This window comes from Pelomonas sp. BJYL3 (assembly GCF_027257975.1).
Taxonomy (GTDB): Bacteria; Pseudomonadota; Gammaproteobacteria; order Burkholderiales; family Burkholderiaceae_C; genus Roseateles_B; species Roseateles_B flavus.
The window spans coordinates 44,165-57,972 of sequence record NZ_JANZKX010000006.1; the positions used below are offsets into that span (position 1 = coordinate 44,165).

15 protein-coding genes and 1 riboswitch are annotated in these 13,808 nt (G+C 68.9%); of the genes, 7 read left to right on the top strand and 8 right to left on the bottom strand.

Going from position 1 to position 13,808, the window contains the following annotated elements; all coding sequences use genetic code 11:
- Positions 1-26: 26 nt before the first annotated feature.
- Positions 27-947, top strand: a complete 921-nt coding sequence (locus O9Y01_RS17690; RefSeq protein WP_269632933.1) for a diguanylate cyclase domain-containing protein — start codon at positions 27-29, stop codon at positions 945-947.
- On the top strand, positions 944-2,014 hold the full coding sequence (locus O9Y01_RS17695) for an AraC family transcriptional regulator (RefSeq protein WP_269632934.1): 1,071 nt from the start codon (positions 944-946) through the stop codon (positions 2,012-2,014). Before O9Y01_RS17690 ends, O9Y01_RS17695 begins: the two co-directional genes overlap by 4 nt.
- 39 nt (positions 2,015-2,053) lie before the next feature.
- Here O9Y01_RS17695 and O9Y01_RS17700 read toward each other — a convergent pair whose 3' ends face one another.
- Positions 2,054-2,278, bottom strand: coding sequence for a hypothetical protein (locus tag O9Y01_RS17700; RefSeq protein WP_269632935.1), 225 nt, complete (start codon positions 2,276-2,278; stop codon positions 2,054-2,056).
- Between the two features lie 174 nt (positions 2,279-2,452).
- Positions 2,453-3,595, bottom strand: coding sequence for a branched-chain amino acid ABC transporter substrate-binding protein (locus O9Y01_RS17705; protein ID WP_269632936.1), 1,143 nt, complete (start codon positions 3,593-3,595; stop codon positions 2,453-2,455).
- Positions 3,596-3,762: 167 nt separating this feature from the next.
- Positions 3,763-3,856: riboswitch (glycine riboswitch) on the bottom strand.
- A gap of 207 nt (positions 3,857-4,063) precedes the next feature.
- Here O9Y01_RS17705 and O9Y01_RS17710 point away from each other — a divergent pair.
- From O9Y01_RS17710 to O9Y01_RS17730, 5 genes are all read left to right on the top strand, one after another.
- Positions 4,064-5,467, top strand: coding sequence for a class II fumarate hydratase (locus tag O9Y01_RS17710; protein WP_269632937.1), 1,404 nt, complete (start codon positions 4,064-4,066; stop codon positions 5,465-5,467).
- A gap of 180 nt (positions 5,468-5,647) precedes the next feature.
- Complete coding sequence (locus O9Y01_RS17715; protein ID WP_269632938.1) at positions 5,648-6,061, top strand: acyl-CoA thioesterase; 414 nt, start codon at positions 5,648-5,650, stop codon at positions 6,059-6,061.
- Between the two features lie 22 nt (positions 6,062-6,083).
- Positions 6,084-7,253, top strand: coding sequence for an acyl-CoA dehydrogenase family protein (locus O9Y01_RS17720; RefSeq protein WP_269632939.1), 1,170 nt, complete (start codon positions 6,084-6,086; stop codon positions 7,251-7,253).
- Positions 7,254-7,258: 5 nt separating this feature from the next.
- Positions 7,259-7,882, top strand: coding sequence for a prephenate dehydratase domain-containing protein (locus O9Y01_RS17725; RefSeq protein ID WP_269632940.1), 624 nt, complete (start codon positions 7,259-7,261; stop codon positions 7,880-7,882).
- 562 nt (positions 7,883-8,444) lie between these two features.
- Positions 8,445-9,164 carry an autoinducer binding domain-containing protein gene (locus tag O9Y01_RS17730; protein ID WP_269632941.1) on the top strand — a complete coding sequence of 240 codons (720 nt, stop codon included), beginning with the start codon at positions 8,445-8,447 and terminating at the stop codon, positions 9,162-9,164.
- A gap of 34 nt (positions 9,165-9,198) precedes the next feature.
- Here O9Y01_RS17730 and O9Y01_RS17735 read toward each other — a convergent pair whose 3' ends face one another.
- The 6 genes from O9Y01_RS17735 to O9Y01_RS17760 all read right to left on the bottom strand — a co-directional run bounded on the left by O9Y01_RS17735 (position 9,199) and on the right by O9Y01_RS17760 (position 13,803).
- Positions 9,199-9,543, bottom strand: a complete 345-nt coding sequence (locus O9Y01_RS17735) for a four-helix bundle copper-binding protein (protein WP_269632942.1) — start codon at positions 9,541-9,543, stop codon at positions 9,199-9,201.
- A 92-nt stretch (positions 9,544-9,635) separates the two neighbouring features.
- Complete coding sequence (locus O9Y01_RS17740) at positions 9,636-10,199, bottom strand: TetR/AcrR family transcriptional regulator (protein WP_269632943.1); 564 nt, start codon at positions 10,197-10,199, stop codon at positions 9,636-9,638.
- A gap of 335 nt (positions 10,200-10,534) precedes the next feature.
- The gene (locus O9Y01_RS17745) at positions 10,535-11,227 is read right to left on the bottom strand and encodes a glutamine amidotransferase (protein ID WP_269632944.1); all 693 of its coding nucleotides are present in this window, start codon (positions 11,225-11,227) and stop codon (positions 10,535-10,537) included.
- Positions 11,224-11,901, bottom strand: coding sequence for a glutathione S-transferase family protein (locus O9Y01_RS17750; protein WP_269632945.1), 678 nt, complete (start codon positions 11,899-11,901; stop codon positions 11,224-11,226). The genes O9Y01_RS17745 and O9Y01_RS17750 overlap by 4 nt, the downstream gene beginning before the upstream one ends.
- 25 nt (positions 11,902-11,926) lie before the next feature.
- Entirely contained in the window at positions 11,927-13,153 is a 1,227-nt protein-coding gene (gene metC / locus O9Y01_RS17755) for a cystathionine beta-lyase (RefSeq protein ID WP_269632946.1), read from the bottom strand.
- Positions 13,150-13,803 (bottom strand): pyridoxine/pyridoxamine 5'-phosphate oxidase, encoded by a 654-nt coding sequence (locus tag O9Y01_RS17760; RefSeq protein ID WP_269632947.1) that lies wholly within the window; start codon positions 13,801-13,803, stop codon positions 13,150-13,152. The genes metC and O9Y01_RS17760 overlap by 4 nt, the downstream gene beginning before the upstream one ends.
- Positions 13,804-13,808 lie beyond the last annotated feature (5 nt).

The window sequence follows — 13,808 nt, forward strand, 5'->3', positions numbered from 1 at the left end:
CAAACCCTTCCTAGCATCACGCCCCCATGAACATCAGCTCCGCGCGCCGCCTGATTGCCTCCCTGGAGGTGCCGACACTCGCCCCCGTCCTGGGCCTGGCCGGCTTCGGCCGTCTCGTCCTGCTGGCCATGGCGCTGGTGCTGTATTGCTTCCAGGATCAATCCATCGCCAAGCCCCTGGCGCGCTGGAACTGGATGGACATCGTGGGCGAAGGCGGCATGGTGCTCATGGCGGGCGTGTGGCTGATGCAGCTGCGCGCCAGCCGGCCGGCGGGCCGCGTCACCGACCTCCTGTGCCTGGGACTGGCGGCCATGCTGCTGGGCGAATGGGTGGATGCGCTGGACGAGTTCATGCAGCTGCCCAAGTCGGTGCTCTGGGACAACTGGCTGGAGTCGACCCTGGTGCCGCTGGGCATGCTGCTGGTGACGATGGGCTTGCATCACTGGCGCCAGGAGCATCGTGTCCTGACGGAGCAGCTGCTGCGCCGGGAGCGCATCTTCAGGGACCATCGCAGCATGGAGGGCGTCACGCAGCTGGGCGATGCCGGCTACATGACAGCGCAGGTCGGGCTGGAGCAGCGCATGCAGCGCCCGGCGGCCCTGCTGATGCTGGGATTCGAGGACTTCCAGACCGTGGTCCGCGAGCAGGGCCTGGCGGAGGCGGACCGCCTGCTTCAGGCCCTCAGTCATCTGCTGCTGCTGAACCTCCCGCCCGACGCCTTGCTGTGCCGCTACGCAGCCGACCGCTTCTGCGTGCTGCTGCCCGGCGCGCTAGCGGACGCCGCCCAGCGGCAGGCCCAGCACCTGCAGGCCGCCGTGAACCATCTGGGCCACCACACGCGGGCTGGACTGCGTCTGCAGTTGGCCGCGCGCTGCGCCTGGTCCCTGGTGCAGCCGCAAGTGCCGGCCGATGAGCAGTTGCTGGACCTGGCCCGGAGGCTGGTATGAGTTTCTCGCTGAGCTCCTCGCTCAGCCCGGCACTGAGCCCGGCACTGAGCCCGGCACTGTGCGCGCCGCCCGGTTCGCCGGTCTTCGATCTGGCCAGCCCCTGTCTGCCCTGGGAGCAGCAGGCGGCCTGCGTGCTGGAACTGGCCCGCACCCGGGCCGTGGCGCCCGAGGACCTGCTGAGACATGCCGGTCTGGCGCGAAGCGCCCTCATCAGTCCCCGTCAATTGCTAGCCTTGCTGGCCGCCCTGCAGCACCGGCTGCCGGCGACCGACACGCCCTTCGTGCTGGGCCAGCTGAGCCTGCCCGGCCATGCGGGGCTGGCCAGCCACGCCCTGCTGCAGGCCGCCACGCTGGGGGAGGCGCTGGAGCTGCTGTGCCGGTATGCCGGCCGCCTCTCGCCCTTGCTGACGCCTCGCCTGCTGCTCCATGGCGACGAGGCGCTGCTGCTGTGGACCGAGTCCTGCGGCATCCCCGCGGCCCAGCGTGCCTTCGTGGTCGACATGCACATGAGCGCACTGAAGTCGCTGTGCCAGTGGCAGGGTGGAGCTGCACTGCCCTGGCGCTTCTGCTTCAACCGGACGCGGCCGCGGGACCTGTCCCAGCATGTCGTCTTCCTCGGGGCCGAGCTCAGCTTCGGCTGCCAGTTCGATGCCATGCGCCTGCCCGCGGCCCTGCTGTCGCGTCGCTGGCCCCGTGCCGTGAAGCCGAACCTGGCCCAGCGGGCCCTGGAGCAGAACGCCGATCCCGCCGCCGCGGGGCGCGGACTCCTCGCCGCTCTGTATGACTGGTTGCTGCCCCGGTACCGGGAGGCCACGCCCCTGGAGCAGGCGGCCCAGGCTTTCGGCGTCAGTCCGGCGACGCTGAAGCGGCGGCTGGCGCTGCATGGCACCCATTACCAGGCCCAGCTTGACCAAGCCCGAAGCCATGTGGCGCTCTACCTCCTGCTGCTGCAGGGGCGCAGCAGCGACTCGATCGCCAGCGAGCTGGGCTTTCACGACCGCAGCAGCTTCCGGCGCTCGTTCAAGCGCTGGACGGGCCTGACGCCGGGCGTCGCCCTGTCGGGATGAGGGCGCGGCTTGCCAGGGCCGTCTGCCGGCCGGGGCCCCTCACATCAAGCGGCGAAAGGCCAGGTGCGTGATCAAGGGCTCACCCTGGACCTGCTGCACCTGACGTTCGATGACCTCCACCTTGCCGGACTTCGCCATGGCACAGATGTCCTCGGCAACCCCGTCATAGACCCAGGGCAGCTCGAGGGCGGTGCCGCATCGCGGCAGCTCGACCAGCTCGCCGATCCGGGACTCGAGAACCAGTGCTCGTGAAATGGTGCCCATGACTCGCGCCTCCACACGCTCTTCTGCACGTGGCGTTCATGTTGGAGCCGTCATGGAGTCCTCGCAAGCGCAGTCCGTCAAAGCGCTGATCCAGGGCAAGGAAAGTGGTGGCGTGGCTTCGCCGAGGCTGAAGGCCGCCCACGCGGGCGGCCTCTCATGCAGCGGCCAGCCCACTCAGCGCACCACGCCCAGTTCCTCGCGCTGACCGCCCTTGAAGGTGTAGAGGGTCAGGGCTCCGTTCCTGATGTCGCCCTTGTCGTCGAAGGCCACGGTGCCGGTGACGCCCTGCATGCTGAGCTTCTGCAGCACGGGCAGGTAGCGGGCGGGCTCGGCGGAGCCGGCCTTGGCCATGGCTTCGGCCAGGGCCTTGGTGGCGTCGTAGGTGTAGGGCGAGTAGATCTGGACCTCGGTGCCGAACTTCTTCTTGAAGTCGGCCTTGAATTTGTCGAAGCCGGGGCGCAGCGTGCCGTCGATGCCGCCCGCGATGGCGCAGACGACCTGCCCGTCCAGCATCTGGCCCGAGGCCAGCTTGGGCAGCTCCGCGGTGCACACGCCGTCACCGCCGAGGAACTTGGACTGGATGCCCAGCTGCTTCATCTGGCGCAGCATGGGCCCGCCGACGGCATCCATGCCGCCGTAGAACACTACGTCCGGCCTGGCCGCCTTGATGCCGGTGAGGATGCCGGTGAAGTCGGTGGCCTTGTCATTGGTGAACTCGCGCTTGACGACGGTGGCGCCGGCCGCCTTGGCGGCCTTCTCGAACTCGCTGGCGACGCCCTGGCCGTAGGCGGTGCGGTCGTCGATGACGGCCACCGTCCGGGCCTTCAGCGTCTGCACCGCATAGCGGCCCAGCGTGCCGCCCAGCTGGGCGTCGTCCGCCACCATGCGGAAGCTGGTCTTGAAGCCCTGGCGGGTGTATTTGGGATTGGTCACCGAGGGCGCGATCTGAGGGATGCCAGCCTCGGCATAGATGCGGGCGGCCGGGATGGCGGTGCCGGAGTTCAGGTGGCCGACGACGCCGTTCACCTTGAGATCCACCAGCTTCTGCGCGGCCTGGGTGCCCTGCTTCGGGTCACCCGCATCGTCCTCGGCCACCAGCTCGAAGCGTGCCGGCCGGCCACCGATCTGCAGGCCCTTGGCGTTCAGCTCTTCCACGGCCATGCGGACGCCGTTCTCGTTGTCATGCCCGAGGTGGGCGGCCGGGCCGCTCAGCGCAGCCACATGGCCGATCTTGACGAGCAGCGGCTCTGCTGCCTGGGCAGACAGGGAAACACAGGCCGCGGCGACGGCGCCGAGGCGGATGGCGGGGTGGTTCATGGGATCTCTCCTGGGGACGTCAGCGACACGGTGACGCCGCCGGACCTCGGCGGTCGTCGCCCCCTCTGTCGCTGATGCCTGAGAGATTCCTCCCGCCCAGGATGGGGCGGGCTTGCTCCTTCGGCGCGCCGGAAGACGTCATGCAACCGGCAACTCTGCAGAGTTCGTCCACGACATCGGTCCCTTTGCCTGAGAGTTTCCGGGGCGGTTGCTCCTTCGGCGCCGCGCGGGGTGGCGCGCGGACTCTCCCGATGTCGCTCGGGCTTGTGGCCAGCAAGGTCCTCAGCGGGTGGGCTGCACCTTGCAGTGAAGGCTTTGATTATGCCCACGAATCAGGGTTTACCCACAATCAAATCCAGAACCTTTTTGTCAAGTGTGCCAGTAAGACCCTCTTGATGCGGATTCGCGCCCGCAGGTCCATAGTGACCGGGAGCCGCCCTTGCCCTTCTGCTGACGGGAGCCTGCGCCATGAGTGAACACCGCCCTCCAACGCCCGGCCTGCGTGTCGAGCACGATTCCATGGGCACCGTGGAAGTGCCCGCCGACGCCTGGTTCGGCGCCCAGACCCAGCGCGCCGTGCTGAATTTCCCCATCAGCGGGCAGCCCCTGCCGCCCGCCTTCATCCGTGCCCTGCTGCTCATCAAGGGTGCGGCGGCGTCGGCCAATGGCGAGCTCCAGCAGCTCGACGCCGCCGCCGCGCAGGCCATCGCACAGGCCAGCGAGGCGCTGCTGAAGCTGGAGGACGCGTCCCTGATGAAGCACTTTCCCGTCGACGTCTTCCAGACCGGTTCCGGGACCAGCAGCCACATGAATGCCAACGAGGTGCTGGCCACCCTGGCGAGCAGGATCCACGGCGCTCCGGTGCATCCCAATGACCAGGTGAACGCCGGCCAGAGCAGCAATGACGTGGTGCCCAGCGCCCTGCATGTGGCCGCGGCGCTGACGGTCTCGCAGCGCCTGCTGCCCGCGATGGATCACCTGGTGCAGGTGCTGCATCGCAAGGCGGACACCGTGCACGCCCACGTCAAGACCGGCCGCACTCATCTGATGGACGCCCTGCCGGTGCGCCTCAGCCAGGTGCTGGGCGGCTGGGCCGCGCAGGTGCAAGGGGCCCGCGAGCAGGTCCAGGCGGCCCTGCCGTTGATGCAGCGCCTGGCCCTGGGTGGGACGGCCGTGGGCACGGGCGTCAATGCCCATCCGGCCTTCGCGGGGCGCTGCTGCGAGGTGCTGAGCGAGCGCACCGGCGTCGCCTTCGCACCGGGGCCCAACCGCTTTGCGCTGATGGGCAGCCAGGACGCCGCCGTGGCGATGTCGGGCGCGCTCAAGCTGGTGGCGGTGGTGCTGTCCAAGATCGCCAACGACCTGCGCTGGATGAACTCCGGGCCTCTTGCGGGCTTGGCCGAGATTGAGCTGGAGGCGCTGCAGCCGGGCTCGTCCATCATGCCGGGCAAGGTCAACCCGGTGATCCCGGAGGCGGCCCTCATGGTGTGCGCCCAGGTGATGGGCAACGATGCCGTGATCACGCTGGCCGGCCAGTCCGGCAACTTCGAGCTCAATGTGATGCAGCCCCTGGTCGCCCGCAACCTGCTGGAGAGCATCACCCTGCTGACCGCCGTACTGCCGCTGCTGGCGGACAGGGCGATCGCCAGCTTCCGGGTGAACGAGGACCGGCTGCGCGAGGCGCTGGCGCGCAATCCGGTGCTGGTAACGGCGCTCAATCCGCTGATCGGCTACGAGCGGGCTGCGGAAATCGCGAAGAAGGCCTGGCGCGAGAAGCGCCCCATTCTCGAGGTGGCCCTCGAGTGCACCGAGATCGATCCGGACACGCTGCAGGCGCTGCTGGACCCGGCCCGCCTGACCGGTGAGCACTGACGGCTGGAGCGCCCACGTGTCACGCCATCGCAGGGCGGACTGTGATTGGTGACAGTAGTCATCCCCTCTCGAGCCCGCAACACTGCCGCAGGTCCGACGAGCCCCTGCGCTTGGGGCGCCGGCAGCCGAGCGCGCCGCCGCCATCACCGTCGGCCATCCCCCACTTCATCAGGAACACCCATGAGCAAGAACTTTGAAACGCCCATCCAAGTCAAGTACCGGGACACGGATTCAATGGGTCATGTCAGCAGCCCGGTCTACTACGACTACCTGCAGCACGCCTACCTCGAATTCATGTTCAAGGTGCTCTCGGTGCCCAAGCACGAGAAGCTGCCGCACATCATGGTCAAGACGGCCTGCGAGTATGTGCAGCCCGCCATGTTCGGCGACAGCCTCGTCGTGCGCAGCCGTGTCAGCGGCTTCGGCACCAAGAGCTTCGAGATCGAGCACATCATGCACCGCCAGGACGGGCAGGACACCGTGGTCGCCCGCGGCTACTCCAAGCACGTGATGTTCGACTACGAGAGCAACAAGACCACGCCCGTCACCGAGGACTTCAAGGCCCGCATCCTGGACTTCCAGGGCAGCGTCTGAGAGCAGCGGCAGGAGATCCACCATGATGATGCAGTGGTCCGAAACTCAAGCGGGTTTGCAGCGACGCTTCCAGGCGCTGGGCCAGGAGATCGCCGGCATGGGCCCGCGCCAGGACTTCGACGCCGCGCGCTGGCATCGCCTGCGCGAAGCCGGTCTCTGGGAGCTCCTGGGGCAGCGCGAGGGCCATGCCTCCGCGTGGTGGGACTTCACCGCGGCGCTGGAGGGCCTGGCGCAGACGGTGCGCTGCCCGGCCCTGCTGCTGTCGGCCATCGCCCAGGCGGGCATGGTGCGGGGGCTGCAGCGCCATGGCAGCGAGGCCCAGAAGGACCGCTACCTGCCCCTGCTGGCCCGCGGTGAGCTCTGCGCGACGGGCATCGCCGAACCGGGCACGGGCACCGATGTCCGCAGCATCGCCAGCACCCTCACCCCCTGCCCTGGCGGCTATCGGCTGAACGGGAGCAAGTACAACATCGCGCATGCGCCGATGGCCGCTTTCTCGCTGATCGTCTGTCGGCATGCCGATGCCCCGGAGGCGGTGGCCCTGGTCTTCCTCGATCAGGAAACGCCCGGCCTCGTGATCGGCCCGGGCGACCGCAAGCTGGGCAACACGGACCTGCCCACCGGCAGCCTGGCCTTCCATGACGTCTTCGTCCCGCATGCGCAGGTGCTGGGCGATGCTCGGCGCGGGCTGCGGCAGCTGGTGGACATCATTTCCCTGGGCCGGGCCTACTACGGCCTGGTGGCCGCTCACCTGGTGAGCCCCTTCCTCGACGACGCCCTGCAGTACGCCCGTGGCCGCGAGAGCTTCAGGGAAGCCATCGTCGAGCACCAGTACGTCCAGCGCCGGCTGACGGACATCCGCATCGGCATGGAGCGCAGCCGCTGGACGGCCCTGGCCGCGGTCGGCAAGCTCATCAACGAGGAGCCGGACGCCCTGCTGGCCTGCTCCGTGGCCAAGCTGGTGGGCTCCGAGGACCTGATCCGCAGCGCGCTGGACCTGGTCCGCCTCCACGGCAGCCGTGGCTACCAGGAAGGCCCCGTGGCCCTGCTGATGCGCGATGCCCTGGGCTTCGCCAGCGTCGGAGGGACGGAGGAGATGCATCGCAAGAACATCTTCAACCAGATGTCGCGGCCGGCGCAGGCTGCGGCCAGCACTCGGGCGCCGGCTTCCGGGCTGGTTCCTGCCGCGTGAGCGTCATGGCCGGTCCCGCCTGGCGCGCACGGCCACACGTCCTGGATCGGAGGTGCATCGCCCACACCGAGGCCTGGGAAAGCAGCGCGGCCCTGGACCGGCACTTCGGCGCGCCGGAGAATCGCCGGGCCCTTGGCAGCCTGGATGCCGTCCATGCCGCCGTCGCCCAGGGCGATTGCGATCTGGGGCTGCTGCCCCTGGAGAGCAGCCAGGAGGGCATGGTCAACCGCAGCCATGACCTCCTGTTCGCCGGCGGGGTCAAGGTCGTAGGTGAACTGCTGCACGAGACCGGCGACGGGCCGGCATCGCCTGCCTGTGTCCGTTTCGGGCTCATCGCGCCCCCCGAGCACCCGGCTGACGCCCTGGACGACCGCCTGATGGTGGCCGTGGTGCTGCCGGAGCGGACGGGCAGCCTGGCGGACCTGCTGAGGCCCTTGGCGCGCCGCGACATCGCCATCGGGCACTGGTGCGCAAGGCCGGCGCGCCGGGACGGCTGGCACTATCGATTCCATTTCACGCTGTGCGCCCCGGCGGACAGCGAGGACGTCCGCCGGGCCTTGCAGGACGCTGCCACGCAGTGCAGGGAGCTGCGGCTGCTGGGTCGCTTCAGAGCGGCTCGACTGGCGTAGCCGGGCCGCTCAGCAGCCCTCAATTGGCCTCAGGCGGCCCGCGCCTGCCCTTCCGACCCGCCGGTCACGCGAGTCGGACCCCAGGCCTGTGCGCGGGGGAGCTTGGCCGGTACAACCGGCCCGGCACCGCATGAGCAAGGCCGGACGCCGCACATCACTCCCACACGGCATGCCGCGCCCGCGGTGCTGAGAGCCGGCCCCTCCTGATTGCGGTTGACCTTCTCTCTGGACGCCCGGCCGATCCGAGCCGGCCGCCTTCATGGGAGCCGCCAGTGCGCTCAATTGTTTTTCTACTCGCGTAATCAAGCGAGAAATCAGCTATTGAGCGGCAAGTCTTCGGGTCTGCAGGCCTACTTTTCGCCTTCATTCATCGCACATGTAACCAAACGTCACCCGCTCAGAAGGCAGTAGGTGAAGGCCATTTGGGCAAATTGCAGCACCAAATCATGAAGCCCGTCACATATTGTTACGCCGACTCCGGGTTGTCCCCAGAGAATGCATAAAAACGCGAGCACTTAGTTATTTATTGAGTATGGCTGCTCGACGAACATGGGAGTCACACATGCAAGGAATCATTCAGTTCACGGCAGGGCTGCCGCATTGCGCGGCCGGCTTCGAGGATTCGGAATGCGAGCAGGCCATGGCGGCCTTTGCTGGCCGGCAGGGCTTTGACCACTGCCTGTACCTGGCGCACGTCTACCCGCCCATGACCCGCCCCACCGTCATTCAGGCAGGCAACTGCCCCGAGGGCTGGATGGCCGCCTACTCGAGCCAGAACTTTGCCGAGGTCGACCCCTGGATCCGGCATGCCCAGTCGCACAGCAATCCCTGGCTGTGGGACTCCAGCAGCCAGCAGGCGCCCACGCCCTTCTGGCTGACGGCCCTGCGGCACGGCATGCGCCATGGCTGCACGCTGCCCGTGCGGACCGAGCACGGCATCATCGGCGCCATGACCCTGGCCCGTGCGAAGGAGGCTGTGTCGCTGGAAGAATACGGCCAGAAATCGGCCAGCCTGCAGGCCTTCTGCCATGACCTTCACGCAGGGCTGCTGAAGCGCCGCCTGCCGCTGCTGTTCCACCGGCCGGATTCCCAGCTGAGCGAACGCGAGCGAACCATCCTGAAATGGACGGCCGATGGCAAGACCTCCTCGGAGATCGCGCTCATCCTGGGGCTGACCAAGCGCACCATCAACTTCCATGTGGCCAAGGCCACCCTGAAGCTCAACTCCACCAACAAGACGCAAGCCGCGCTGAAGGCGGCCGTGCTGGGCATGCTGTTCTGAGCTCGCGCCGTCGAGCCCTCGCGGCGCGGTCGCCTCAGGCGCTCATCTGCCGGCAGGCCTGGGCGCAGCGGCGGCAGGCCTCGGCGCAGTGCTGGCAGTGCGCGTGGGCATGGACGGCGCAGGTCGCCGCGCAGGCATCGCACACCTCGGCACAGCAGTGGCAGAGCGCGGCGCTGAACTCGCTGTCACGCGCCATGAAACTGGCACAGAGGCGGCAGAGGGCGGCGCAATCCATGTCCAGCGTGATGCAGCGCGCCAGCATGGGGAGCTCGGGTTCGCGAAGGCAGGCGGCGGCGCAGTGGTCGCAGGCATCGGCGCAGGCGTGGCAGGCGGTGATGCAGGCGTTGTACAGCTGAGCATTGTGGGCGCTGGCAGGCATGAGGGTCTCCAGGAGCGGTGGCGGGGAGCCGCGAAGGCGGCAATCCGCATGCCTGCAGCCGGGGCCTCCTCAGCGGCGGCGCCTGCCTGGCATCAGTGGACGCCCAGATAGCCCAGCACGGCGTCCACGATGGCGCGCTCGATCTCGGGCATCGAGAAGCCCAGCGGCGGCTCGATGACGGCCGCATGCACCATGGATTCGATGATGCGCTGGATCACCCAGGCCGCCAGCTGGATGTCCTGGGGCACGATGTCGGCACGGTGCTGCTCCAGGAGTTGCTGGACCCTGGAGAAGATGCCCTTGTCGGAGGGGCTGTCGTTGGGCTTGGGCACTTCGAAGAAGGGCAGCTCCTGCTCCAGCACCCGGTGCAGACGCGGCTCGACCATGTGGGCGGCCATCAACGCCCGCACCATGGCTTCCACCTGGCTGCGCAGATTGCCGCGCTGGCCCGTACCCAGCACCGCCTCGATGACCTGGTACATCTGGCCGGCATGGCGTTCGTGCAGCGCTGCGACCAGGGAGTCCTTGTTGGGGAAGTATTGGTAGACCGAACCCACGCTCACGCCGGCCCGCTCGGCCACGAGATTGGTACTGGTGCCGGCATAGCCGCGTTCCGCCAGCACGCCGGCAGCGGCCTCCAGGATGGCATCAACCATGCGGCGGGACCGGGCCTGGCTCGGGATCTTTCGCGGACCTGCTTGCGTGTTGGGCATCGCGTTTTCGCTGGGAGCAAGATGTCAGGGCATCAGGGAATGTCAGGCGGCCGCTCGCGTGATGGACACGAGCAGGCCTCGAGCGTCTTGGGGACCCTGTGGCCGGCCGCCCGGGAGCAGGGCTCCGGGCCTTCGCCGTCAGATGCGGGTCACGAGGTGACTTGCAAATGCGAGCTTGTATGCATTTTATTGCATAGCCTCAGGCTGGGCATCGGCAGCCGGCTCGGACTCATCCCCCAATCAGGTGACAAGCCGGCGCTGCCAGGTCTGCCCCCGGCTCAGGGCTGGGGGGCCAGCCAGCGATCCAGGAAGCCGCTGAGCCAGGCCATCCCTGCCCGGTCGTGGCGACTGCCCTGCATGCGCTGCAGCGACAGCTGCTGGGCGCCGGGTGCCGACAGCTTGTGCAGCGCGGACTGCGCCCAGCGGTTCATGGTCTGGAAACTGACCTCGGGATGGAACTGCAGTCCATAGGCCGCCGAGCCATAGCGCACGGCCTGGTTCTCGAAGACCTCGCCCACCGCCAGCTGCTCCATGCCGGCTGCCAGACCGAAGCCTTCCCGGTGCCAGTGGTAGACCCGTTCCGGCCACGGCCCCAGCGAGCGGCCCAGCGCAGTGGGCCGTATCGGCCAGTAGCCGATTTCGACCTGCCCGTCGTCCCTGGGCTGTATCGGCGCCCCGAGGTGACGGGCCAGCAGCTGAGCACCGAGGCAGATGCCCAGGAAGGGCTTGCGCTCGCGCAGGGGGACGCCGATCCAGTCCGTCTCCTCCCGCATCCAGGGGTCGGCGTCGTTGGCGCTCATGGGCCCGCCGAACACCACGGCACCGCTGTGGTCCTCCAGCGAGTATGGCAGTGGCTCGCCCAGTGGCGGGCGCCTCAGGTCCAGGGTATAGCCCTTCTGCACCAGCAGCCGCCCCACGCGCCCGGGCGAGGACTGCGGCCGGTGCAGCACCAGGAGCACGGGGCGCTTCATGGCAGCTCCACGTTGAGGACCAGGGCGCTGCGGTCCGGCCGGCCCCTCAGCTCCTCGAAGGACACCATCACGTGCTCGCGGTAGGCCGGCCGCTCGCACAGGCGCTCGTACCAGGCCGCCACATGGGGCAGCGCGGGCCGGGCGATGTCCATCGAGAAATAGCGGTACAGCGTAGCGCCGGCCGGGATGTCGCCCAGACCGAACTGCTCGCCGCTCAGAAAGGGCTGGTGCGCCAGGATGCCATCCAGGCGCTGCAGGTGCTGCGCGCTGAGGGCCAGCTTGGTCCGGATCAGGGGCCAGTCGCGGGACTGCTCCGGCGTGCGCACCAGGGCCCAGAACAGGCCCAGCATCAGGTCCGGCTCCAGCGTGCTCTGGCTCCAGTCCATCCAGCGCTCGCTGAGGGAGCGCCGGTAGGCATCCGCAGGCCAGAACGCCTCGCCCCCGCGGCGCGCCGCCAGGTAGCGAAGAATGGCGTGGGACTCCCACACCACCTCGCCATCCAGCTCGATCACCGGGATGCGCTGGTGCGGATTGAGCCGCTCGAACGCGGCGGTCTCGCAGCCGCCGAAATCGCCGCCCAGCGGCACATGGCGATGGGCCAGGCCCAGCTCGCCGATCAGCCACATCACCTTCTGCACATTGAAGGAACTGCGCCGTCCCCAAACGGTCACCATGCCTGCCTCCTCATTCACGAGTGATCTACAACAATGAATCCATGTCCACGGCCTGCATGCGGTCCAGCCCGGCGCGCAGGTCGGCGATGAGGTCCTGCGGATCCTCCAGCCCGACGTGCAGACGCACGCACTGGCAGCCCGGCTCGCACAGGGCGCGCAGGCGCCCTTCCGAGGCATCCAGCGGCAGGGCCAGGCTCTCGAATCCGCCCCAGGAGTAGCCCAGGCCGAAGTACTTCAGACCGTCCAGAAAGGCCTCCACCGCGGCGAAGGGCACCGGCTTCAGGACCACGGTGAACAGACCCGAGGAACCGGTGAAATCCCGCTTCCACAGCGCATGGCCGGGGCTGCCTTCCAGCGCCGGGTGCAGCACGCGCGCCACCTCCTCCTGCTGCTGAAGCCAGCGCGCGACGGCAAGCGCGCCCTGCTCGTGCTGCCGCAGGCGCACCTGCAGCGAGCGCAGGCCGCGCAGGGCGAGGAAGATCTCGTCCGGCCCCGCGCACAGGCCCAGGTCGCCGTGCAGAGCCTTGAGCGCCGGCCAGGCGCGCGGGGACGCGGACACCGCGCCCAGCATGCCGTCCGAGTGCCCCAGCAGGTACTTGGTGCCGGCCTGGATGACCAGGTCCACGCCCGCCGCATGCGCCTTGAAGAACAGGGGCGTGGCCCAGCTGCAGTCGGCGATGACGCGCAGGCCATGCTGCCGCGCCATGGCCACCAGCGCGGGGACGTCCTGCACCTCCATGCTGTGCGAGCCGGGCGACTCCAGGTAGATCGCTCGGGTGTTCTCCTTCACCCAGCCGCCCAGCTCGGCACCGGTGCCCGGTGGGAAGTAGCTCACTTCGACGCCCAGGCGCCGCAGCAGGCCGTCGCACGCATGGCGCACAGGGCCGTAGACCGCATCCGTGACCAGCACGTGATCGCCCGGCTCCAGGCAGGACATCAGGGCGAGGGTGCAGGCCGACAGGCCTGAAGGACACAGCACCACCCCTGCCCCGCCCTCGAGCTCGCACAGGGCGCACTCCAGGGCCTCGGAGGTGGGGGTGCCGCGCCGGCCGTAGATGTAGGGCTGGGTGCGCCCCAGCAGATCGCGGACCGTGGGGCTCAGGACGGTGGAGGCACGGAACACGGGCGTGTTGACGAAGCCGTGGTAGCGCATGGGGTCCCGCCCCGCATGGACGAGGCGGGTGCCCGTGCCCAGCGCGGGGGCATCGCCGCCGGCCTGCAGGGCCTGGGCCAGGAGGCTGTCGATGCTCATGGCCACAGCAGCTGCCGGGTCCATTGCTGGCCCTGGCGGCGGTAGCGCAGACGGGTGAAGCGGCGCTGGCCATTGGACTGCCAGAACTCCACGTCCAGCGGCTTCAGCGCATACATGGTCCAGTGCTCGGAGGCCAGCTCGGGCTCCTGCTGCAGGCGCTCCAGCTGCTGGGCCAGCGCGCGGTCCAGGTCGGCGGACTGTTCCAGCACCTCGCTCTGGCGCGCAGCGAGGATGGCGGCGCGGGACTTCTCCGGCCGGCTGCGGAAGTCGGCCAGCCCGGCCTCCCGGGGCAGCGCGACCACCTCGCCGCGCAGGCGGACCTGGCGGGCGGTCCCCGGCCAGTAGAAGGTCATGGCGGCCTGGGGCTGGCGCGCCATCTGGCGGCCCTTGGGGCTGGCGGCGTTGGCGGCGAAATGCCAGCCCTCCTCGCCCACGTCGAGCAGCATCACCGAGCGGGCATCGGGCGCGCCGTCGGGGTCAACCGTGGACAGCGTGGTGACCTGCGGCTCGCTGACGCCGCGTTCCAGGGCGTCGTCGAGCCACTGCATGAACAGGGCCTGGGGCGTGGCGGGCACGGCCGAGGTGTCGAAGTCGGTCAGCTGGCCGGTCAGCACCGGCAGCGCCTTGAAGCGTTGGATCAGGGATTCCATTGGGT